The 21285-nt window shown below is 71.3% G+C and carries 22 protein-coding genes; 19 read left to right on the forward strand and 3 right to left on the reverse strand.

Annotation, left to right across the window (positions count from 1 at the left end; all coding sequences use genetic code 11):
* Positions 1 to 256 precede the first annotated feature (256 nt).
* From ACWD6R_RS25535 to ACWD6R_RS25590, 12 genes are all read left to right on the forward strand, one after another.
* Positions 257 to 2320 (forward strand): tetratricopeptide repeat protein, encoded by a 2064-nt coding sequence (locus tag ACWD6R_RS25535; protein WP_451820826.1) that lies wholly within the window; start codon positions 257 to 259, stop codon positions 2318 to 2320.
* 144 nt (positions 2321 to 2464) lie between these two features.
* Positions 2465 to 3580 carry an alanine dehydrogenase gene (gene ald / locus ACWD6R_RS25540; protein WP_451820864.1) on the forward strand — a complete coding sequence of 372 codons (1116 nt, stop codon included), beginning with the start codon at positions 2465 to 2467 and terminating at the stop codon, positions 3578 to 3580.
* A gap of 368 nt (positions 3581 to 3948) precedes the next feature.
* Complete coding sequence (locus ACWD6R_RS25545) at positions 3949 to 5067, forward strand: ParA family protein (RefSeq protein ID WP_451820827.1); 1119 nt, start codon at positions 3949 to 3951, stop codon at positions 5065 to 5067.
* A complete protein-coding gene (locus ACWD6R_RS25550; RefSeq protein WP_451820865.1) occupies positions 5064 to 5672 on the forward strand; it encodes a hypothetical protein in 609 nt (202 codons plus the stop codon). The genes ACWD6R_RS25545 and ACWD6R_RS25550 overlap by 4 nt, the downstream gene beginning before the upstream one ends.
* A gap of 339 nt (positions 5673 to 6011) precedes the next feature.
* Positions 6012 to 7193 (forward strand): segregation and condensation protein A, encoded by a 1182-nt coding sequence (locus tag ACWD6R_RS25555; protein WP_451820828.1) that lies wholly within the window; start codon positions 6012 to 6014, stop codon positions 7191 to 7193.
* Positions 7190 to 7846: an SMC-Scp complex subunit ScpB gene (scpB, locus tag ACWD6R_RS25560; protein WP_451820829.1), complete on the forward strand. Its 657-nt coding sequence runs from the start codon at positions 7190 to 7192 to the stop codon at positions 7844 to 7846. Before ACWD6R_RS25555 ends, scpB begins: the two co-directional genes overlap by 4 nt.
* Entirely contained in the window at positions 7846 to 8964 is a 1119-nt protein-coding gene (locus ACWD6R_RS25565) for a pseudouridine synthase (RefSeq protein ID WP_266987271.1), read from the forward strand. Before scpB ends, ACWD6R_RS25565 begins: the two co-directional genes overlap by 1 nt.
* A gap of 140 nt (positions 8965 to 9104) precedes the next feature.
* A complete protein-coding gene (gene pnuC / locus ACWD6R_RS25570) occupies positions 9105 to 9758 on the forward strand; it encodes a nicotinamide riboside transporter PnuC (RefSeq protein ID WP_451820830.1) in 654 nt (217 codons plus the stop codon).
* Positions 9755 to 10834, forward strand: a complete 1080-nt coding sequence (locus tag ACWD6R_RS25575) for an AAA family ATPase (protein WP_451820831.1) — start codon at positions 9755 to 9757, stop codon at positions 10832 to 10834. Before pnuC ends, ACWD6R_RS25575 begins: the two co-directional genes overlap by 4 nt.
* Positions 10831 to 11562: an NUDIX hydrolase gene (locus ACWD6R_RS25580; RefSeq protein ID WP_451820832.1), complete on the forward strand. Its 732-nt coding sequence runs from the start codon at positions 10831 to 10833 to the stop codon at positions 11560 to 11562. Before ACWD6R_RS25575 ends, ACWD6R_RS25580 begins: the two co-directional genes overlap by 4 nt.
* The gene (locus ACWD6R_RS25585; RefSeq protein ID WP_451820833.1) at positions 11559 to 12581 is read left to right on the forward strand and encodes an ADP-ribosylglycohydrolase family protein; all 1023 of its coding nucleotides are present in this window, start codon (positions 11559 to 11561) and stop codon (positions 12579 to 12581) included. The genes ACWD6R_RS25580 and ACWD6R_RS25585 overlap by 4 nt, the downstream gene beginning before the upstream one ends.
* A gap of 3 nt (positions 12582 to 12584) precedes the next feature.
* Positions 12585 to 13397 (forward strand): nucleotidyltransferase domain-containing protein, encoded by an 813-nt coding sequence (locus ACWD6R_RS25590; RefSeq protein ID WP_451820834.1) that lies wholly within the window; start codon positions 12585 to 12587, stop codon positions 13395 to 13397.
* Between the two features lie 261 nt (positions 13398 to 13658).
* Here ACWD6R_RS25590 and ACWD6R_RS25595 read toward each other — a convergent pair whose 3' ends face one another.
* A complete protein-coding gene (locus ACWD6R_RS25595) occupies positions 13659 to 14363 on the reverse strand; it encodes a nucleotidyltransferase domain-containing protein (protein ID WP_451820835.1) in 705 nt (234 codons plus the stop codon).
* Between the two features lie 129 nt (positions 14364 to 14492).
* Between ACWD6R_RS25595 and ACWD6R_RS25600 the strand changes: the two genes are divergently transcribed.
* Positions 14493 to 15086: a hypothetical protein gene (locus tag ACWD6R_RS25600; protein ID WP_451820836.1), complete on the forward strand. Its 594-nt coding sequence runs from the start codon at positions 14493 to 14495 to the stop codon at positions 15084 to 15086.
* A 47-nt stretch (positions 15087 to 15133) separates the two neighbouring features.
* Here ACWD6R_RS25600 and ACWD6R_RS25605 read toward each other — a convergent pair whose 3' ends face one another.
* Positions 15134 to 15598, reverse strand: coding sequence for a Rieske (2Fe-2S) protein (locus tag ACWD6R_RS25605; protein WP_451820837.1), 465 nt, complete (start codon positions 15596 to 15598; stop codon positions 15134 to 15136).
* A 176-nt stretch (positions 15599 to 15774) separates the two neighbouring features.
* Here ACWD6R_RS25605 and ACWD6R_RS25610 point away from each other — a divergent pair, with 176 nt between their 5' ends.
* From ACWD6R_RS25610 to der, 6 genes are all read left to right on the forward strand, one after another.
* Positions 15775 to 16047 (forward strand): hypothetical protein, encoded by a 273-nt coding sequence (locus tag ACWD6R_RS25610; RefSeq protein WP_451820838.1) that lies wholly within the window; start codon positions 15775 to 15777, stop codon positions 16045 to 16047.
* Between the two features lie 281 nt (positions 16048 to 16328).
* The gene (gene aroH / locus ACWD6R_RS25615; protein ID WP_451820839.1) at positions 16329 to 16691 is read left to right on the forward strand and encodes a chorismate mutase; all 363 of its coding nucleotides are present in this window, start codon (positions 16329 to 16331) and stop codon (positions 16689 to 16691) included.
* Positions 16688 to 17773, forward strand: coding sequence for a prephenate dehydrogenase (locus ACWD6R_RS25620; protein WP_451820840.1), 1086 nt, complete (start codon positions 16688 to 16690; stop codon positions 17771 to 17773). Before aroH ends, ACWD6R_RS25620 begins: the two co-directional genes overlap by 4 nt.
* A 157-nt stretch (positions 17774 to 17930) precedes the next feature.
* On the forward strand, positions 17931 to 18647 hold the full coding sequence (gene cmk / locus ACWD6R_RS25625; RefSeq protein WP_451820841.1) for a (d)CMP kinase: 717 nt from the start codon (positions 17931 to 17933) through the stop codon (positions 18645 to 18647).
* On the forward strand, positions 18644 to 19300 hold the full coding sequence (locus ACWD6R_RS25630) for a lysophospholipid acyltransferase family protein (protein ID WP_451820842.1): 657 nt from the start codon (positions 18644 to 18646) through the stop codon (positions 19298 to 19300). The genes cmk and ACWD6R_RS25630 overlap by 4 nt, the downstream gene beginning before the upstream one ends.
* A 67-nt stretch (positions 19301 to 19367) precedes the next feature.
* The gene (gene der, locus ACWD6R_RS25635; protein WP_451820843.1) at positions 19368 to 20837 is read left to right on the forward strand and encodes a ribosome biogenesis GTPase Der; all 1470 of its coding nucleotides are present in this window, start codon (positions 19368 to 19370) and stop codon (positions 20835 to 20837) included.
* Positions 20838 to 20954: 117 nt separating this feature from the next.
* Here the strand turns inward: der and ACWD6R_RS25640 are convergent, their stop codons facing one another.
* Positions 20955 to 21281, reverse strand: a complete 327-nt coding sequence (locus ACWD6R_RS25640) for a hypothetical protein (protein ID WP_451820844.1) — start codon at positions 21279 to 21281, stop codon at positions 20955 to 20957.
* Positions 21282 to 21285: the final 4 nt, after the last annotated feature.

Consider the following 21285-nt stretch of genomic DNA (forward strand, 5'->3'; position numbering starts at 1 on the left):
GCATCGCAAGGCGGAGGATTGAGCCATGGCGGAGCCATGGTGATGGACGACAACGCCGCGAGGTGCGTGCCCCGGCCCCGTGACGCCGCCCCCCATTGCCGGTCGGTCCAAGTCTTCCGATCGGACGAGCTGCTGATCCGATCGGGGGACGCCCCCGCCGCGCTCCACCCTGAGGGCGCATACGCCTGAACTACGCTCGGAATGCCCTGGCCGGAGTCCCGGCGGGCAACGCGTGCAGCGAAGTGGAGCGTGGCCCGTGACGGATCAGGCGGTGGACACCAGCGGCCCGGCGACGGCAGCGGGTACCGAGGAGCCGTCCGGCGCCGCACCACCCCTATTCTTCGGCCGCGAACGCGAGTTGAAGGCGCTGAGGGCCGATATCGAACGGGCCGGGCTGGACACCCTGGCCGGCCGCAAGACCGCCCGTGCCCGGGTCCTGCTGATCGCCGGACGCCCCGGCTCCGGACGCACCGCACTCGCCGATGAACTCGCCCGCGGGCTCATGGACACCGGCGACTACCCCGACGGGCTGCTCCGGGTCCGGCTCACCGAACCCGGCGGCGCACCCGTCCCCACCGAACGCACCGCACGCGAGCTCCTCGGCCAACTGGGCGTCACCGGCCCGCCCGGCGCGGACGGTGACGAACTGTCCGAGATGGTCCGCGAGGCCCTCGCCGCACGGAGCGCCCTGCTGCTGCTCGACGACGCGGCCGACGCCGAGCAGGTCGACCCGCTGCTGCCGGACAACCCGGACTGCCTCGTCGTCGCCACCGCGCAGGGCCCGCTGACCGGCATCCCCGGCGTCCGGCCCTGCACCGTCGGCGGTCTCGACGCGGGCTCCGCCGTCCAGCTGCTGGCCCGCACCATCGGCCAGGTCAGGATCACCGTCGACCCGCGGACCGCCGAGACCCTCGCCGAGGTGTGCGGCGGGCAGCCGGCCGCCCTGGTCATGATCGGCGGCTGGCTCGCCACCCATCCGATGGCATCGGTCGCCGACGTCACCAAGCAGCTGCACGAGCTGCCGGACGACGACGAGCAGTCCACCGGTGCCCGCCCGCTGGCCCGTGCCTTCCGGCTGGTCCACGAGTCCCTGCCGCCGACCGCCGCCCGGATACTGCGCCTGCTCGCGCTCGCCCCGGCCGGACTCGCCGACGCCCACACCGCCTCCGCTCTGGCCGGCTGCTCGGTCTCGGCCGCCCAGTCGACCCTCGACGACTTCGTCCTGCTGGGCCTGCTGCGGACCAATGGCGCGGAGCTGTCGCAGTACGAGGTGCCCGGCTGCCTCGTCCCGCTGCTGCGCGCCCTGCTGGCGGACCGGGACCGGCCGGCCGAGATCCAGCTGGCCCGGGCCCGGATGCTGGAGCGGACCGTACGGCAGCTGCAGTCCTGCCGGGCGGTCACCGAGCCGGAGGGCTCCCCGGCCGGCAAGAAGCTCGCCGGGCTGCCGCGCTCGCTGCGCTTCCCACATCCCGAAGCGGCCGCCGCCTGGCTGCGGATCCGCCGGCCCGCTCTGCTCGCCTCCGCCCGGATCGCCGTCGAGGACGGTGAACTCGACACCCTGGCACGGCGGTTGGTGGCCGCGCTGGTGCGGGCGCTGGCCGTGCACCAGGGAACCGAGGCTGCCGCCCCCGATCTGTACGGGCTGCACGGACTGGTCCTGGCCGTCGCCGAGCGGCGCGAGCTGCCCCGTGAGCAGGCTGCCGCGCTGCTCAATCTCGCCGATCTGGATGCCAGGACCGGGCGTACGAAGGAGGCGCTGACCCGATACCGGGCCGCGCTGGACGCCGGGCGGGCGGCGAAGGACCCGTACGCGACCGGCAGGGCGATGGAATCCGTAGGCGGTGCCTACGCCGAGCTGGGGGACTTCCACCGGGCCTCCGACTGGTTCGGCCGGGCGCTCGCGCAGCGGCTCACCCAGGGCGAGCGTGCCGACGAGGCGCGCTTGTACGGGCGGCTCGGCTCCGTCCACACCTATGCCGGGCGGTACGGCGAGGCGCTGCGGAACTGGCGGGCCGCGGCGGCCGGGTACCGCAGGCTCGGCGACCTGCCCGCCCAGGCGCGGGCGCTCAGTGAGGCCGCGCGGGTGCAGGAGTACGCGGGGCGGCCGCAGGAGTCGCTGCAGACCTGCCAGGAGGCCGTGGAGCGGGCGCGGCAGGCCAAGGACGTTCGCCTGCAGGCGGCGCTGGAGCTCCGGCTGGCCGACACCCTCGAACGGCTCGGAGACCCCGCTGCGGCCCGGCTGCACCGCGGTATGGCGGACAGACTGCTGGGCGAGAAGGGCTCTACCTGCGAAATCCGCAGTGCGTCGGCAGAAAATTAATGCTTTGTAAGGCTAGACAGCAGGAAGCCCTTCATTAGACTGGCCCTGCCGCGGACCTCCGTGGTGTCTCCATTTACACTAAGTGTGTCCGGGTATGTACCGCCATGCCCGAGTAAACCCTCTGAGTCAAGGACCGTGATCGACGTGAAGGTCGGCATCCCCCGCGAAGTCAAGAACAACGAGTTCCGCGTGGCCATCACGCCCGCCGGTGTGCATGAGCTCGTCCGCAACGGCCACCAGGTCGTCGTCGAGCAGAACGCCGGCGTCGGGTCCTCGATCACGGACGAGGAGTACGCCGCCGCCGGTGCGCAGATCCTGCCCACCGCCGACGAGGTCTGGGCCACGGCCGACCTGCTGCTGAAGGTCAAGGAGCCGGTCGCCGAGGAGTACCACCGCCTCCGCAAGGACCAGACGCTCTTCACCTACCTGCACCTCGCCGCCTCCCGCGAGTGCACGGACGCGCTGCTGGAGTCCGGCACCACCGCCATCGCGTACGAGACCGTCGAGACCGCGAACCGCGCACTCCCGCTGCTCGCGCCGATGTCCGAGGTCGCGGGCCGCCTGGCCCCCCAGGTCGGCGCCTACCACCTGATGCGCTCGGTCGGCGGCCGCGGTGTGCTGCCGGGCGGCGTCCCGGGCACGGCCCCCGGTGAGGCGGTCGTCATCGGCGGCGGTGTCTCCGGCTGGAACGCCACGCAGATCGCCGTCGGGCTCGGCTTCCACGTCACGCTGCTCGACAGGGACATCAACAAGCTGCGCGAGGCCGACAAGGTCTTCGGCACCAAGGTCAAGACCGTCGTCTCCAACTCCTTCGAGCTGGAGAAGGCCGTCGTCGAGGCCGACCTCGTCATCGGCGCCGTGCTGATCCCCGGCGCGAAGGCCCCGAAGCTGGTCACCAACGAGCTCGTCGCCAAGATGAAGCCCGGAAGTGTACTTGTCGACATTGCAATCGATCAGGGTGGTTGCTTCGAGGACTCGCACCCGACGACGCACGCCGATCCGACCTTCACGGTCCACAACTCGGTCTTCTACTGCGTCGCCAACATGCCTGGCGCGGTGCCGAACACCTCCACGTACGCGCTCACCAACGCGACGCTGCCGTACATCCTGGAGCTCGCAAACCGCGGTTGGGTCGAGGCGCTGCGCCGCGACGCCGCGCTCGCCAAGGGCCTCAACACCCATGAGGGCCAGGTCGTTTACCGCGAGGTGGCGGAGGCGCACGGCCTGGAGCGCGTCGAGCTGAGCACGCTTCTCGGCTGACGAGTCAACGCATCCCGTCAACCCTGCACGTCCGGCCGGACCTTGCCGAGCAAGGTCCGGCCGGACGTGTGTCGGCCCCCGTGAGGCCTTCGCGCAACTTGCGTCGAATGTAACCCTTTACCCGTTTCGTGCAGTTGTGAAATGTGCGCCGGAGTGACTGTGAACCCTTGACAGGGGGGTGTTCGATTGCCGACACATCGGGCCGGGTCCGGCGGATTGTGTTGCTGCGAACCGGTGACACGCCATAGAGTCGCCAATCGTCGGCATGGTGTCACGCTGACCTATCGATAAGTTTCCTGGTTACGTCCAAGGAGGTAAGACGACTTGTGAATGAGTCGACATTTACTCCCGGGGGTGTTCAACCAGGGATGCCTGCACGGGGCCAGAGCCCGATCGGGCTGGAGGCTGTCGGCTCCGTCGCTGTCCGCACCTTCGCCACCCACCAGCACATGACGACAGCCCCCCAGATGATGGACGGCCTAAACGTGAACGCCATGGCCGGCAACGAGAGTGGCCGGGAGACCGCCCACTTCGCCGACTTCGACGAGGTGCCCCAGGGGCACTTCTACGACCCCGACGCCGAGTACGAGCCCGATCCGGAGTACGCGGCCACCCTCGCGCCCGACGCTGCCCGCCAGCGCCGCGAGCGGATCGGCCCGACCGGCCGGCCCCTGCCCTACTTCCCGATCCCGGGTCCGCTGACCGACCACGGTCCCGGGAAGATCATCGCGATGTGCAACCAGAAGGGCGGCGTCGGCAAGACCACGTCGACCATCAACCTGGGTGCCGCACTAGCGGAGTACGGACGCCGTGTCCTGCTCGTCGACTTCGACCCGCAGGGCGCCCTGTCCGTCGGTCTCGGCGTCAACCCGATGGAGCTCGACCTCACGGTCTACAACCTGCTCATGGAGCGGGGCATGTCGGCCGACGAGGTCCTCCTGAAGACCGCCGTGCCCAACATGGACCTGCTCCCGAGCAACATCGACCTGTCGGCTGCCGAAGTGCAGCTGGTCAGCGAGGTGGCCCGGGAGTCCACGCTGCAGCGCGCCCTGAAGCCGCTGATGGCCGACTACGACTACATCGTGATCGACTGTCAGCCCTCGCTGGGCCTGCTCACGGTGAACGCCCTGACGGCCGCTCACAAGGTGATAGTGCCGCTCGAGTGCGAGTTCTTCGCTCTGCGCGGCGTGGCACTGCTCACCGAGACCATCGAGAAGGTCCAGGAGCGGCTCAACCCGGAGCTGGAGCTCGACGGCATCCTTGCGACCATGTACGACTCCCGTACGGTGCACAGCCGCGAGGTGCTCGCGCGGGTCGTCGAGGCCTTCGACGAGCACGTCTACCACACGGTGATCGGGCGCACGGTGCGTTTCCCGGAGACCACGGTCGCCGGTGAGCCCATCACCACGTACGCCTCCAACTCGGTCGGTGCCGCCGCCTATCGCCAGCTCGCCAGGGAGGTGCTCGCCCGGTGTCACGCCGAGTGAGTCTGCCCGGGGCCGACGAACTGTTCCGTACCACCGGGGGGATGGGGCTGCAGTCCTCGTCCCCCGCGGAGCGGCGGCGCAAGGCGAACGGCGGGGCGCGGGTACCGGCTCCGGCCGGTGGGAACGAGACTGCGGCGGACAGCTCCGGAGCGACCGGGGGAGCGGCCGAGGCCGGCGCCGTACCCGCCCAGGAGGAGCACGCGCCGGCGGACGCCGACGCGGGGGATTCCCGCAGCCGCGGCGACGACAGCGACCGGGTGGCCGTGGCCGCGCAGGCGGGCCGCCGCCCCTCGGCCTCCTCCTCCTCTTCCGCCGCCGCGCAGCAGGAGGCCGTTCCGGCCGTCCAGCAGCAGCGCAGGCGCGGAGGCGGGCGCGGGGCGAACCGGCGGCCCAGCGGCCGGGAACGCCACGACGAGAAGATCACCGTCTATGTCTCCGCCGAGGAACTGATGGACCTCGAGCACGCGCGGCTCGTGCTGCGCGGCGAGCACGGGCTCGCCGTCGACCGCGGGCGGATCGTCCGTGAGGCGGTCGCGGTGGTCCTCGCGGACCTGGAGGCGCGGGGCGACGCGAGCATCCTCGTACGGCGGCTGCGCGGCCGCTGACCGGCAGGGCGCCGGTAGCCTGCCCGGAGAGCCGCGCTGCTCAGCGGGCGGACCGTACCGTAGCGGCCACTGCCGACCGGCGGTCCGGCCCGTCCTGAACGGGCTGCCGCCCGCCGCCCGTATCCCGCCGCACCCTGGACCTCCATGCCGACGAACGACGACCCCGCCCGCACCCCCCGGCGCCCCCTGGGGCGCGGTCCGGGGGGCCGGCCTGCGCCGGGTGCGGAGGAGCCGTCGGCGAGCGGGGTGCCGGGGGAGGCCGGCGCCCCGGTCGTGCCGCCCGCCACGCCGCTTCCCGTCACCGGGACCGCGGAGTCCTCGGCGGTCACATATGGCGACGTGAAGTCGGCGTACGGCGACGGGGCGACGGCGTCCGCGGACGGGCACGGCACCGCGTCCGCGGACGCCGGCCCCGCTGCCGCCAGAGAGCCTGCGGCGCTCGCAGAGCCCGCAGAGCCCGCAGAGCCCGCAGAGCCCGCAGAGCCCGCAGAGCCCGCAGAGCCCGCAGAGCCCGCAGAGCCCGCAGAGCCCGCAGAGCCCACGGAGCCCACAGAGTCCGTAGAGTCCGTAGAACCTGCGGCGCCCGCAGAGCCCGCGGCGCCGGTAGAACCTGCGGTGCCCGCAGAGCCCGCGGAGCTGGAGCTGCCGGATTCCGCTGGGCCCGCGGATTCCGCTGGGCCCGAGGATTCCGCTGGGCCCGCGGATTCCGCTGAACCCGCGGGCGACGGGCGGTTCACCGTTCGGCTCGCCAACTTCGAGGGGCCGTTCGATCTTCTTCTGCAGCTCATCTCCAAGCACAAGCTCGATGTGACCGAAGTCGCTCTCTCCAAAGTCACGGATGAGTTCATGGCCCACATTAGGGCCATGGGGCCGGACTGGGATCTCGACCAGACCACCGAGTTCCTCGTCGTCGCCGCGACCCTGCTCGATCTCAAGGCGGCCCGGCTGCTGCCCGCCGCCGAGGTCGAGGACGAGGCGGATCTCGCGCTGCTCGAAGCGCGCGACCTGCTCTTCGCGCGCCTCCTGCAGTACCGCGCGTACAAACGCATCGCGGAGATCTTCAGCGCCCGGCTCGAGTCGGAGGGACGGCGTTTTCCACGGACCGTCGGGCTGGAGCCGCACCATGCCGAGCTGCTGCCCGAGGTGGTCATCAGCATCGGCGCCGAGGGGTTCGCCGGGCTCGCCGTGAAGGCGATGCAGCCCAAGCCCAAGCCGCAGGTGTACGTCGATCACATCCACGCCCCGCTGGTCAGCGTGCGGGAGCAGGCCGAGATCGTGGTGGCGCGGCTGCTGGAGGCGGGGGAGATCAGTTTCCGGCAGCTCACCGAGGACGCCGCGGACACCCTCACCGTCGTCGCCCGGTTCCTCGCGCTGCTGGAGCTGTACCGGGAGAAGGCCGTCACCCTCGACCAGGAGGAGGCGCTCGGCGAGCTCATGGTGCGCTGGGCCGGGGGAGCGGATGCCGCACCGAGGGTGACGGACGAGTTCGACCAGGACGTACAGGAGGACGCAGAGGCATGAGTGAGCGCAGCGAGCAGGGTGGCATCGGCGCCACCGTCGCGGATCTTGAGCTCAAGCCCGCCCTGGAGGCGGTCCTGATGGTCGTCGACGAGCCCGCCACCGAGGAACACCTGGCCAAGGTGTTGGAGCGGCCGCGGCGGGCCGTCGCCGATGCGCTGCGGGAGCTGGCCGACGAGTACACCGTGCAGCGCCGCGGTTTCGATCTCCGGTCGGTCGCGGGCGGCTGGCGCTTCTACACGCGCCCGGAGTACGCGGAGGCCGTCGAGGGCTTCGTGCTGGACGGCCAGCAGGCCCGGCTCACCCAGGCGGCTCTTGAGACCCTGGCAGTGGTCGCGTACCGGCAGCCGGTCAGCCGCTCACGCGTCTCCGCGGTGCGCGGTGTGAACTGTGACGGCGTGATGCGGACCCTCCTGCAGAGGGGCCTGGTCGAGGAAGCGGGCGCGGAACCCGAAACAGGTGCGATCCTGTACAGGACGACGAACTACTTTCTGGAGCGGATGGGCCTGCGCGGCCTGGATGAGCTCCCGGAGCTCGCGCCCTTCCTCCCCGAGGCGGACGCGATCGAGGCTGAGACGCTAGAGGGTGTGCCGTCGTTCGATCCGGACGCACCGGACACCCCGGATACTCACGCAGACGACAAGACGGAATTTTGATGCGAAGCAGTGGCAGGAACAGCGGAAGCGGCAGCGGCAAGAGCGGCGGCAACCGGAACCCCCGGGGTGGCGGCGCCGGGCGTGACGACAGGCAGGACCAGCGTCCCCGCCGGCCCCGGCCCGAGGAGCGCCGCTACGACGTGGGCGGCACGACCGGTGCCGGCGAGAAGAGCGGCGACGGCCCCCGCAAGGGCCGTGGCGCCGCGGCGCGCGGTGGCGCCAAGGGCGGGCCGAAGACCGCGCAGGGCGGCGGCAGGAGCGGCGGCCCGCGGCGTGGACCGCAGGGCGCCCCGTCCCGTCCGCGCGAGCTCGACGCCAAGATCGAGCAGCGCAACCGGGACAGGTACGCGAACAAGCCCGACATCAAGACGCCCAAGACATTCCCCGGTGCCGAGCAGGAGGGTGAGCGCCTGCAGAAGGTCCTCGCCCGCGCCGGCATGGGCTCGCGCCGCGCGTGCGAGGAGCTGATCGAGCAGTCCCGTGTCGAGGTCAACGGGCAGATCGTCGTCGAGCAGGGCATGCGCGTCGATGTGCACAAGGACGAGATCAAGGTCGACGGTCTGACCGTCGCCGCCCAGTCGTATCTCTTCTTCGCGCTGAACAAGCCCGCCGGTGTCGTCTCCTCGATGGAGGACCCGGACGGCCGCCAGTGCCTCGGCGACTACGTCACCAACCGTGAGACGCGTCTCTTCCACGTCGGCCGGCTGGACACCGAGACCGAGGGCATCATCCTGCTCACCAACCACGGCGAGCTGGCCCACCGTCTCACCCACCCCAAGTACGGCGTGAAGAAGACCTACCTGGCCGCCATCCAGGGACCGCTCCCGCGTGAGCTGGGCAAGCGCCTCAAGGACGGCATCCAGCTGGAGGACGGGTACGCCCGCGCCGACCACTTCCGGGTCGTCGAGAACACCGGCAAGAACTACCTGGTCGAGGTGACCCTCCACGAGGGCCGCAAGCACATCGTCCGCCGCATGCTGTCCGAGGCGGGTTTCCCGGTCGAGCGGCTCGTACGGACGTCCTTCGGGCCGATCCCGCTGGGCGACCAGAAGTCCGGCTGGCTCCGCCGCCTCACCAACACCGAGGTGGGCATGCTGATGCGGGAGGTCGGTCTCTAGGGGCCTCTTCGCCCGCGGCTCTGTCCGCTCTCCGGCCCGCGGCCGGTTCCTGGCTTCGATTTTCGAACAGGAATCGGCCGCGGGCCTTTTGCTGCCGCTGTTGCGCCTTTATAGTCAGAGTGACTATTAAGGAGGCGGGTGTGAGTCTCGCGGACATCCTCGATCCCCTGCAGCAACCCCTGGTGACGGTCCTGGACACACCGGTCAGCTGGACCGAGGTCCTCGGCTTCGGCAGCGGAGCGCTGTGCGTCTGGCTCGTGGCCCGTCAGCACCTCGCCAACTGGCCGATCGGCATCGCCAACAACCTCTTCTTCATCCTGCTGTTCACCCAGTCCGGTCTGTACGCCGACGCCGGCCTGCAGATCGTCTTCATCACCCTTGCCGTGTACGGCTGGTGGACCTGGACCCACGGGGGTGGACCGGGTTCGTCCGCCCTGCCGGTGCGCAGTACCACGCGCAGCGAATGGGCCTGGCTGTGCGCGGCAGGGGTGGCGGGGGCCCTCGCCCTGACCGTCCTGCTCGACCGTGCCACCGACTCGACCGTGCCGTTCTGGGACGCCCTGACGACCGCGCTGTCGCTGGCGGCGACGTACGGGCAGTGCCGGAAGCTGGTCGAGTCGTGGTGGCTGTGGATCGCCGCCGACCTGGTGTACATCCCGCTCTACGCGTACAAGGAGCTCTATCTGACCTCCCTGCTGTACGTCGGGTTCCTGACGCTGTGTCTGGTCGGGCTGCGCAACTGGAAACTTGATCTCGCGGTGCGGCAGCGGGAGTTGGCGGAGGTGGCCCGGTGAAGCGGTTCGCGCACGGGCTCGTGCTCGGCAAGTTCTATCCGCCGCACACCGGCCATCACCACCTCGTCCGCACCGCCCAGGACCGCTGCGAGCGGCTGACCGTCCTGGTCTGCGCAGCCTCCGTCGAGTCCGTCCCGCTCGCCGATCGCGTCGCCTGGATGCGGGAGGTGCATCCGGACGTACGGGTCGTCGGCGCCGTCGACGACACCCGGATGGATCTCCACGACCCGGCGATCTGGGACGCCCACATGGCTGTCTTCACCGAGGCCGTCCCGGAACCGGTCGACGCCGTCTTCACCTCGGAGTCGTACGGGGACGAACTGGCCCGCCGCTTCGGTGCCGAATCCGTCCGCGTCGACCCCGACCGCACGGTCTTTCCGGTCTCCGGCACCGCCGTCCGGAAGGACCCGGTGGGCTGCTGGGACTTCCTCGAACCGCCCGTACGGGCCGCGCTCACCCGCCGGATCGTCGTCCTCGGCGCCGAGTCCACCGGAACCACCACGATGGCCCGCGCCCTCGCCGACCACTACCGGCGGCGCGGCGGCGTCTGGGCACAGACCCGGTACGTCGCCGAGTACGGGCGGGAGTTCAGCGAACAGAAGCTGGCCGCACTGCGTGCCCGGTGGCCCCAGGCGCAGTGGGAGGACGTCGCCTTCACCACCGACGACTTCCCGCTGATCGCCGAGGCGCAGAACGCCAAGGAGGAGGCCGCCGCCCGGACCGGGTCCCCGGTGCTCATCTGCGACACCGACTCCTTCGCCACCACCGTCTGGCACGAGCGGTACGTCGGCGGCCGCAACCCGCTCGTCGAGGAGACCGCCGACCGGGTCAGCCACCACCTGTGGCTGCTCACCGACCACGACGGCGTCGCCTTCGAGGACGACGGGCTGCGCGACGGCGAGGAGCTGCGGCCCTGGATGACCGACCGGTTCCGGGCCGAACTCACCCGCACCGGAAGGACGTTCGTCGAGCTGGCCGGGACGCATGAGAAGCGCCTGGAGACCGCGCTCACCGCTGTCGACGCCCTGCTCGCCGCAGGCTGGAACTTCGCCGCACCCCTCCCGGAGCGACGATGAGTACCGCCCCGGAGGGCTACGACCCGCATGCCTTCGAGCCGTTCGCCGTCACCGTCGACCTCGCGGTTTTCACGGTCCGCGACGGACGGCTGCACGTCCTGCTCGTCGAACGCGGCGAGGACCCGTACAAGGGCCACTGGGCGCTGCCCGGCGGCTTCGTCCTGCCCCGTGAGTCCGCCGGGTCCGCCGCCCGCCGGGAGCTCGCGGAGGAGACCGGGCTGACCGAGTCCACCGTCTCCGCCCTCCACCTGGAACAGCTGCGCACCTACAGCGATCCGGACCGCGACCCCAGGATGCGGGTCGTCTCCGTCGCGTACGCCGCGCTCGTCCCCGACCTGCCGGAGCCGCGCGGCGGCGGGGACGCGGCCAACGCCCGCTGGTGGGACGCCGGAGCACTCGGCGCGCTCGCCTTCGACCACGACCGCATCCTCGCCGACGCACACGACAGGATCGGCGCCAAACTCGAATACACGTGTCTTGCCACCGCCTTCTGCCCGGCCGAGTTCACCCTGGGCGAGCTCCAAAAGGTGTACGAGACCGTCTGGGGCGTCGAGCTCGACCGACCCAACTTCCGGCGCAAGGTCCTCACCACGCCCGGCTTCGTCCAGACCGTGGAGGGATCACCGCGCCGCACCGGCGGACGGGGGAAACCGGCCGCCCTGTACCGGGCGGGTGCCGCCACCGCCCTGCACCCTCCACTGCTGCGACCGGAAGGAAGAAGCACATGATCGTGACCAGGACCATCACCAAAGGCGCTGCCACCGGCGCGCTGACCGGGCTCGCGCTCGGTGACGCGCTGGGCTTCCCGACCGAATTCAACAACGTGCCCTCGATCCTCGCCAAGTGCGGGCCGTGGCGGCAGATGCGGCTGCCGCGTCCCGCGATCGTCTCCGACGACACCCAGATGACGCTGGCCCTCGCGCGGGGCATCCGCACCGCCATGGACCGGGGACTGCTCACCGCGCTGCGGCTGACCCGGCCGGTACGCGAAGAATTCGTCGAGTGGTACCACTCACCGGACAACAACCGCGCCCCCGGCCGCACCTGCATGACCGCCTGCCGGCTGCTCGACAGCGACCGGCTCTGGCAGGAGGCCAGCCAGACCGGCTCCAAGGGCTGCGGCGCCAATATGCGGGTGGCGCCCGTCGGACTCGTACCCGGGCTGAGCGAGGAACAGCGCTCCGGCGCGGCGCAGTTGCAGGCCGCCCTCACGCACGGACATCCCACGGCGCTCGCCGCCTCCGACCTGATGGCGCGCGCGGTGTACCTGCTGGCGCAGGGCGCGGAGCCGGTGGGGCTGATCGGGCAGCTGCGCTCGTACGCGTACGAGAACAGCAGCCGTTACCTCTCGCGCTGGCTCGGCGACCTGTGGCGGTACACGGGCGACGACTCCGGCGAGAGCTACATCCGGCGCGGCTGGGACGAGTGCCTGACCGCACTGGCCCGGGTGCAGGACGCCCTGCGCGACCCGTCACCGGAGGGCGACCCGTGCGAGACGACCGGCGACGGCTGGATCGCCGAGGACGCCCTCGCCACGGCCCTGCACTGCTTCCTGCTGTTCCCCGACGAACCGGTCACCGCTCTGCGCCGGGCCGCCTGCACGCGCGGCGACTCCGACTCGATCGGCTGCCTGACCGGGGCACTGGCCGGGGCACATCTGGGGGCCGCGGCCTGGCCCAAGGAGTGGTCGGAGCGGATCGAGTACCGCAGCGATCTGCTGTCGCTGGGGGCGCTCTGGGACTCTTGATCCATGCGCACGAAAACGATGCACCTGCACGAGGCCGGGCTGCCGGTCACGGACTTCGGCCCGGTACTCGCCGAGGAACCCGGACCGCTGCTGTTCGCCACGGTCTCCGGGGCGCATCTGTACGGGTTTCCGTCCCGGGACTCGGATGTGGACCTGCGGGGGGTCCACCTCCTGCCCGCGGAGGATCTCGTCGGGCTGCGCGAGCCGGAGGAGACACGTTCGCGGATGTGGGACCGGGACGGGATCGAGATGGATCTCGTCACGCACGACCTGCGGAAGTTCGTCCGGCTGATGCTGAAGCCGAACGGATATGTGCTGGAACAGTTGCTCTCGCCGCTGGTGGTGCACACGAGTGAGCTGCATGCGGAACTGATGGAGCTTGCGCCTCGGGTGGTGACCCGCAACCATGCCCACCACTACCGGGGGTTCGCGAAGACGCAGTGGCGGCTGTACGAGAGCACCCGTGAACTGAAGCCGCTGCTCTACACGTTCCGGGCGCTGCTGACCGGTATCCATCTGATGCGCAGCGGAGAGGTACGGGCGCACCTGCCGACCCTGCTGGGGGAGGTGGCGGCGCCGGGGTATCTGCCGGAGCTGATCGCGGCCAAGGCGGAGGCAGAGCACGGGGGCGCCGGGGGTGTGGACGGCGCGGTGGTGTCCGGCGACGTGGAGGCGTTGCACCGGGTGCTCGACGAGGCGCAGGAGGAGTCGGGGCTGCCGGAGGCGGCCGGGCGTGCGGGGTTCGACGGGCTGCATCAGCTCGTGGTGCGTGCGCGGTTGGCCGGGGGCGGGGCTCTGTCCTCGATCTCCCCCTGATCCAAAGGGCATGGGGGGACCCCCTCGACGGGCCTGAGGGCGGCTCGTCCGCGAGGTGCTGGTCGTATACGGGGGTGACCCCGCCGGGGACGGTCCGTGGTGACCCGGTGTCCCTCCGGGGCGTTTCCCCGGGCGACGAACGTCCGAGCGCGACGCGGGGGAGACCGGGGTCTTCTTCATAGCCCTGCGGGGACTCCTCTGCGCGACCCCGGACCGGCCGTCACGGGGCAGCAGACCGGTGGTGGTTGCGGGCGGGCCCGTTCAGCCGATGCCAGGTGACAGCGCCGACGTTCGGCGGGTGCGAATCAGGAAGTCCTCCACCCGGGCCCGGTCCGGCTCCGGTGGGAGCGGGGAGCCCGCTGCCGCCTCGTCGTTCTCCTCGGCCAGGCGGGTCATCCGGCGTTCGACCTCCGGCCAGGGAACCTCGCCGCGCTTCACCGCGAGCAGTTCCTCCCTGGCCGCGCCGACGTCGACCGTCAGCTCTCCCGTACGCAGCAGATCCCGGCCGCTCGCCAGCAGCCGCAGCAGATGCATGGCGTGCTTCCAGCGCGGCGCACCGTAACTACGGACATCCGCCTCCAGCTTCCTGCGCTGGCCCAGCGCGTAGCGGACGAAGGTCCGGTGGGCGAGACGGGACAGGAACGCCCTGCGCAGGGAGAGGAGTTCGTGGCCGACGGGGGTGACCTGTTCCACCAGGGGGGAGTGCAGGCACTCCAGGACATTGGGGTTGGCGATCAGCGCCAGTTCGCAGAAGCGCTCCAGTTCCCAGGAGAACTGCTCCTCCGCCGGGCCCTCGACGTGTTTCGGCGGTTTCTCGAACCGCCAGAAGAGGGGGGTCGGCGCCAGAAAGACACCGCGCCGGTCGGTGTCACTGCCGTCCGTGGCGAGCCCGAACGCGCGTGAGCCCATCACACAGGAGTAGATCGTGTGGTCGCGTACGAGGGCCTCGGCGTCCGGGGTGGTCATGCAGGTGAGCGTACGTGAGGGCAAATGCGTTGCGGGCAGGGAGCCGTGGTGTCAGCATCGGCCGCATGACGATGATCCGAAAGGCCCGGCGCGCACCCCTCCGGTGAGCGCGATGACCACACCTTCGGGGTGCGTTTCGCCGCGGTGGAGCTGCTGTGCGGATGGGCGACCACTGAGGACGGGCGGTCGTCGCTGGTGACCGCGCTCGACGCGCTGGTGGGTCAGGTGCGCTCGGGGAACGAGGAGCGGACAGCGCTCCGGGTTCTCGACTCGTTGCACCACCGGTACTACGGGCCCCGCCCGATCGGCGCCCTGGACGCCGTTACCGAGGCGCTCCGGGCCGCGGGGCTGACGCACTCTGCCTCCGAGGTCGCTCTGGCCGCGGCTCTGGCGGGGATGGACGCGGAGGAGGGGGCGTTCGACCGGTGGGATCGGTGGCTGGCTCTCTCGGGGGAACGGCCGGGGAGTCTCGACGCCGTCGGGCAGCAGTGGCGGGCATCTCGGGCGGCGATGCCCTTCGCGGCGATCGGCGCCGTGGTGACGGGGCTGCGCGCCCATGGTTCGGCCACCGCGGAGCTCGCCGCCGTGTGCCTCGTCGCCCGGGCGGGCGAGGGCGCGCGCTGGGCGCAGCCGTGGCCCGCCGAACTGGCCGCGCTGCGGGGCAGCGCGTACGCCGATGTCGCCGAGGCCGCGCTGCTCGCGGACGCCCGCAGACTGCCCTGACGCGACCGTCCCGGCGGGGGCTGCGGCTCCCGCCGGGACGGCCGGTGTCATACGAGCCGGATGGTGTCACCGGTGACGGTGATCCGTTCGACGGGCAGCGGGCCCGGCGCGGGACCGGCCACGACCGCCGCGTCCGTGATGCGGTACTTGCTGCCGTGGCAGGGACAGTTGATGGTGCCGTCACTGACCGAGTCGACGGTGCACCCCGCATGGGCGCAGATGGCGGAGAAGCCCTTGAACTCGCCCTCCTTGGGCTGGGTCACCACGACCTTCTGCTCCGTGAAGATCGTGCCGCCGCCGACGGGGATGTCCGAGGTCTTGGCGAGAACCGTGCCGCTCGCGTTGGAACCTTTCGGCGCCGTGGCGCTTGCCTTGGTGCTCGGGGTGACACCCGGCGAGATCTCCGGTGAGGATGCCGTGCTGCCTCCGTCCCCGGACGAGCCGCAAGCGGTCACCAGCCCGGCGGCGCCCGCTGCGGCTGCCGTGAGGACCGTCCTTCGTCGTGCGTCCATGGCTTGCTCCCTGTGTGGTGGCCACGACCGGGTGAGCTGTCTGCTCCCGGCATGGGCATCGTGACCCCGCGGACGCCGAGGGCCTAGCAACCTGGCGGCAGACTCGCCCGAGTGGCAGAAGCACCGGTTCTGGCCGACATTGTCGATATTCCATCCCTCTTCCGAAGGGCAGAACCATGGCAGGAAGCGACCTCGGCAGCCTGCTGGGCAGCTTGCTGGGCGGCGGGAGCCGGAGCGGGGATGCCGGCGGCGCCGGGACGACGTGCCCCCGGCGCCGCCGCGCCCCCGACGGCCTGGTCGCCCTCCTGGAAGCCGTCCGCACCCGCGCCGGGGTCTACCGGAGCCTGCTGCGCGCGGGCCGCTCGGCGAGCTGCTGTACGAGGAGCTGCGGCAGCGCAGCATCGGCGAACTCCATCGCCGCCGCCCGCCCGGAACCGGCGAGGACCTGATCGCGAGCGCCGTCGCGGACTGTTCACCGGCGTCCTCGCCGACTGGGTGCACGGCCGGATCGATGCCTGCCCGGCGCAGCCGGCCGGTCGGGTCCGGCGGACGCTGCTCGCCGTGCATGCCACCGCCGCGTCCCGATGACCGCTGTGTCTCACGGACAGAGCACCTCGGTCGTCGGCCGCCCCGCCCCTCTAGGCTGAAAACGTGCAGGTTGGCGCCGAGCAGGCGCGACAACCATGCAGCGGCACGAAGAACAACGGCACGAAGAAGTGAGGAGCCAGACGTGGCGGTACGAGCGGTCCGTGGAGCTGTCCAGCTGGACCGGGACGAGGCCGGACACATGGACGAGCGGGTCAGCGGCCTGCTCAGCGCCATCCTGGAGCGCAACAGCCTCGTTGCGGACGACCTGATCAGCATCTGGTTCACGGCCACCCCCGATCTGCACAGCGACTTCCCGGCCGCCGCCGCACGCGGCATCGGCATCGTCGACGTACCGCTGATCTGCGCCCAGGAGCTGGACATCGAAGGGGCGATGCCCCGCGTGGTGCGCATCCTCGCCCATGTCGAGACGTACCTCGCCAAGTCCGAGATTGCGCACGTCTACCTCGGGGCCACCGCCTCCCTCCGCAAGGACATCGCCCAGTGAGAACCGCCATCGTCATCGGAACCGGCCTGGTCGGCACCTCCGCAGCCCTCGCCCTCGCCGGGCGCGGCGTCCACGTTCACCTCCTCGACCACGACCCGGCGTCCGCCCGCACCGCGGCCGCGCTCGGCGCCGGTACGGACGAGGCGCCCGAGGGCCGCGTCGACCTGGCGGTCATCGCCGTACCGCCCGCCCGTGTGGCCTCGGTGCTCGCCACCGCCATGCGGGACGACATCGCCCGCGGCTACCTCGACGTCGCCAGCGTCAAGGGCGGCCCCCGCCGCGAGCTGGAAGCCCTCGGCGTCGACCTCACGCCGTACATCGGTACGCACCCGATGGCCGGCAAGGAGCGTTCGGGCCCCCTCGCCGCCACCGCCGACCTCTTCGAGGGGCGCCCCTGGGTCCTCACCCCGACCCGCGACACCGACACCGAGGTCCTCAACCTCGCCCTGGAGCTGGTCGCGCTCTGCCGCGCCGTTCCGGTCGTCATGGACGCCGACGCCCACGACCGGGCCGTCGCCCTCGTCTCCCACACCCCGCAGCTGATCTCGTCGATGGTCGCCGCCCGCCTGGAGGAGGCCGACGAGACGGCCGTACGCCTCTGCGGCCAGGGCATCAGGGACGTCACCCGGATCGCCGCCTCCGACCCCCGGATGTGGGTGGAGATCCTCTCCGCCAACCCCGGCCCGGTCGCCGATGTGCTCGCCGGGGTCGCCGCCGATCTCGACGAGACGGTACGGGCGCTGCGCAGCCTCCAGACCGGCGACGAAGACAAGCGCCGCGAGGGCACCGACTCCATCGAGGACGTGCTGCGGCGCGGCAACGCGGGCCGGGTCAGGGTGCCCGGGAAGCACGGGGCGGCCCCGGCGTCGTACGAGATCGTGGCCGTGCTCATCAGCGACCGGCCGGGCGAACTGGCCGGGATCTTCGCGGACGCGGGCCGGGCCGGGATCAACGTCGAGGACGTCCGCATCGAGCACGCCACCGGGCAGCAGGCGGGTCTGGTGCAGTTGATGGTCGAGCCGAGCGCGGCCCCCGCACTGGCCACGGCGCTGCGCGAGCGGGGCTGGTCGATCCGCCAGTAGGAGGCGGCCCGCGCATCACGGCCGGACGCCCCGGGCCCGCGGTGGCCAGGTTCGGGGGCACTTGTCCACAGGGTGCAAAGGCCCGTCCAGACACTCGGTAACCTTGAGCGGGGCGGGTTCGCGCGTCCCCGTCCCGCCCACCCCGAGTACCAGGAAGGTGTCCACCACCGTGGAAACCGTAAGCGCCGCCGCCCGGACGGCCCCGGCCGCAGTGATCGTTGCCATAGACGGCCCGTCCGGCACGGGTAAGTCGAGCACGTCGAAGGCCGTCGCGGCCCAGCTCGGCCTGAGCTACCTGGACACCGGCGCCCAGTACCGGGCGATCACCTGGTGGATGCTGAACAACGGCATCGACGTGCAGAACGCCGCGGAGGTCGCGACCGCCGCGGACAAGCCGGTCATCGTCTCGGGCACGGACCCGGCCGCCCCGACGATCGCGGTCGACGGCGAGGACGCCGCAGGCCCGATCCGTACGCCGGAGGTCACCTCCAAGGTCAGCGCCGTCAGCGCGGTCCCCGAGGTGCGGGCCCGGATCACCGAGCTGCAGCGGTCCATCGCCGCGGACGCCGAGGTCGGCATCGTCGTCGAGGGCCGTGACATCGGCACGACCGTGCTGCCCGACGCCGACCTCAAGATCTTCCTGACCGCCTCCCCGGAGGCCCGCGCGGCCCGCCGCAGCGGAGAGCTCAAGGGCTCCGATCTCGCCGCCACCAAGGAGGCGCTGATCAAGCGGGACATTGCGGACTCCAGCCGGAAGACCTCGCCGCTCGCCAAGGCGGACGACGCGGTCGAGGTGGACACCACCGAGCTGACCCTGCAGCAGGTCATCGAGTGCGTCGTCACCCTCGTCGAGGAGAAGCGGGCCGCGAAGTGACCCCTGCCACGGGCACGCCCACGCTGCGTGGAGCGGCGGTCGGGCGCGGGATCGGCATCGGGCTGATGTACGGGCTGTGGAAGCCCCGCGTCCTCGGTGCGTGGCGGGTACCCGCCTCCGGACCCGTCATACTCGCGGTGAACCACTCCCACAACATCGACGGGCCGATGCTGATGGGCACCGCGCCCCGGCCCGTGCACTTCCTGATCAAGAAAGAGGCGTTCGTCGGCCCCCTCGACCCGTTCCTGCGCGGAATCGGTCAGCTGAAGGTGGACCGTACGAGCGCCGACCGCACCGCCATCACCCACGCCCTCGGCGTGCTGCAGAACGGCGGGGTGCTGGGGATCTTTCCCGAGGGCACCAGGGGTGAAGGAGACTTCGCCTCGCTGCGGGCCGGACTCGCGTACTTCGCGGTACGCAGCGGGGCGCCCATCGTCCCCGTGGCCGTCCTGGGAAGCACCGAGCGCCGCGGGCGGTTGATATCAGTACTGCCGCCGTTGCGCAGCCGGGTCGATGTCGTGTTCGGCGACGCCTTCGAAGCCGGTGACCGGAATGGCCGGCGCACCAGGAAGGCGCTGGACGAGGCCACGGTACGGATCCAGGAGCGGCTGACCTCGCACCTGGACGGGGCCAGGCGCTTCACCGGGCGCTAAATAAGACTTGAGTAGTGGGCCGCGTGATCGTGGTCCATCGATGATGATGCAAAGAGGAACGGACTTCATGAACGACCAGATTCACTCCGGCGGCTCGGACCACGAGCACGGAGCGCTTGGCGACGCCGAGTACGCGGAGTTCATGGAGCTCGCCGCGCAGGAGGGCTTCGACGTCGAGGACGTCGAGGGCGCGATCGACGAGGCCGGTCACGGACCGCTGCCCGTCCTCGCCGTCGTCGGCCGCCCCAATGTCGGCAAGTCGACCCTGGTGAACCGGATCCTCGGCCGCCGCGAGGCGGTCGTCGAGGACAAGCCCGGAGTCACCCGGGACCGAGTCACCTACGAGGCCGAATGGGCCGGCCGCCGCTTCAAGGTCGTCGACACCGGCGGCTGGGAGCAGGACGTGCTGGGCATCGACGCCTCCGTCGCCGCCCAGGCCGAGTACGCGATCGAGGCGTCCGACGCGGTCGTCTTCGTCGTCGACTCGACCGTCGGCGCGACCGACACCGACGAGGCCGTCGTCAAGCTGCTGCGCCGGGCCGGGAAGCCCGTCGTCCTGTGCGCCAACAAGGTCGACGGCCAGAGCGGCGAGGCCGACGCGACCGCGCTCTGGTCGCTCGGCCTCGGTGAGCCGCACCCGGTCTCCTCGCTGCACGGCCGCGGCACCGGCGATCTGCTCGACGCCGTCCTCGAAGCACTGCCCGAGGCTCCGGCCCAGCGCTTCGGCACCGCCCTCGGCGGACCGCGCCGCATCGCCCTCATCGGCCGCCCGAACGTCGGCAAGTCCTCGCTGCTGAACAAGGTGGCGAACGAGGACCGGGTCGTCGTCAACGAAATGGCCGGCACCACGCGTGACCCGGTCGACGAGCTGATCGAGCTCGGCGGCATCACCTGGAAGTTCATCGACACGGCCGGCATCCGCCGCCGCGTCCACCTCCAGGAGGGCGCGGACTACTACGCCTCGCTGCGTACCGCGGCCGCCGTCGAGAAGGCCGAGGTCGCCGTCGTCCTGATCGACGCCAGCGAGTCCATCAGCGTGCAGGACCAGCGCATCATCACCATGGCCGTGGAGGCCGGGCGCGCGATGGTGATCGCGTACAACAAGTGGGACACCCTCGACGAGGAGCGCCGCTACTACCTGGAGCGCGAGATCGAGACGGAGCTCGCGCAGGTCGCATGGGCACCGCGGGTCAATGTCTCGGCTGTCACCGGCCGTCACATGGAGAAGCTGGTCCCGGCGATCGAGACCGCGCTCGAAGGCTGGGAGACGCGCATTCCCACCGGTCGGCTGAACGCCTTCCTCGGTGAGATCGTCGCCTCCCACCCGCACCCGGTCCGTGGCGGAAAGCAGCCCCGCATCCTCTTCGGCACCCAGGCCGGCACCAAGCCGCCGCGCTTCGTGCTCTTCGCCTCAGGGTTCCTGGAGCACGGCTACCGCCGCTTCGTCGAGCGCCGACTGCGCGAGGAGTTCGGCTTCGACGGCACCCCGATCCACATCTCGGTGCGGGTCCGCGAGAAGCGCGGCCGTAAGAAGTGACGCCCGGCCGGCCCGCTGACTGACCGGCCGGCCGGCCGACCGACTGTCTGTCCGTCCCGGACATGGCGAAGCCCCGCACCGTTCCTGCTGTGAGCGGTGCGGGGCTTCGTCGTACGGTCAGGCTCCCCCGGAGCCCGGTGGCAGCGCCGCCGGGGTGGTGCGCCCGGCGTGCCGGCCGACCCGCTGCCAGGAGCCGAGGCTTCCGGTGCGCGGCCCCTGACCGGAGGGGCCGGAGGCGCCGCCGGAGTGGCTCGCATGGCCGGAGTGGACACTCAGCGGGGTGCGGGCGCCGAACAGACCCGTACCGAAGGCCATGAAGGCCAGGTCCTCCTCGCCGCTCCGATCACCTGGCAGCGCCCGGAACGACCGGCGGTACTCGGAGTACAACGCGTCGTAGATCGGGGTGTGGGACTGGCCGCCCGATGGCTCCCGCGACGGGCGCATGGCA

The organism is Streptomyces sp. NPDC005151 (genome assembly GCF_053599875.1).

Excerpts from the sequence above, each read along its gene's own strand:
- ACWD6R_RS25585 (WP_451820833.1), top strand. The coding sequence starts at position 11,559 with ATGATCGTGACCAGGACCATCACCAAAGGCGCTGCCACCGGCGCGCTG.
- ACWD6R_RS25590 (WP_451820834.1), top strand. The coding sequence starts at position 12,585 with ATGCGCACGAAAACGATGCACCTGCACGAGGCCGGGCTGCCGGTCACG.
- ACWD6R_RS25640 (WP_451820844.1), bottom strand. The coding sequence starts at position 21,281 with ATGCGCCCGTCGCGGGAGCCATCGGGCGGCCAGTCCCACACCCCGATC.
- ACWD6R_RS25580 (WP_451820832.1), top strand. The coding sequence starts at position 10,831 with ATGAGTACCGCCCCGGAGGGCTACGACCCGCATGCCTTCGAGCCGTTC.
- ACWD6R_RS25610 (WP_451820838.1), top strand. The coding sequence starts at position 15,775 with ATGGCAGGAAGCGACCTCGGCAGCCTGCTGGGCAGCTTGCTGGGCGGC.
- der (WP_451820843.1), top strand. The coding sequence starts at position 19,368 with ATGAACGACCAGATTCACTCCGGCGGCTCGGACCACGAGCACGGAGCG.
- ACWD6R_RS25565 (WP_266987271.1), top strand. The coding sequence starts at position 7,846 with ATGCGAAGCAGTGGCAGGAACAGCGGAAGCGGCAGCGGCAAGAGCGGC.
- ACWD6R_RS25545 (WP_451820827.1), top strand. The coding sequence starts at position 3,949 with ATGCCTGCACGGGGCCAGAGCCCGATCGGGCTGGAGGCTGTCGGCTCC.
- ACWD6R_RS25605 (WP_451820837.1), bottom strand. The coding sequence starts at position 15,598 with ATGGACGCACGACGAAGGACGGTCCTCACGGCAGCCGCAGCGGGCGCC.
- ACWD6R_RS25595 (WP_451820835.1), bottom strand. The coding sequence starts at position 14,363 with ATGACCACCCCGGACGCCGAGGCCCTCGTACGCGACCACACGATCTAC.
- scpB (WP_451820829.1), top strand. The coding sequence starts at position 7,190 with ATGAGTGAGCGCAGCGAGCAGGGTGGCATCGGCGCCACCGTCGCGGAT.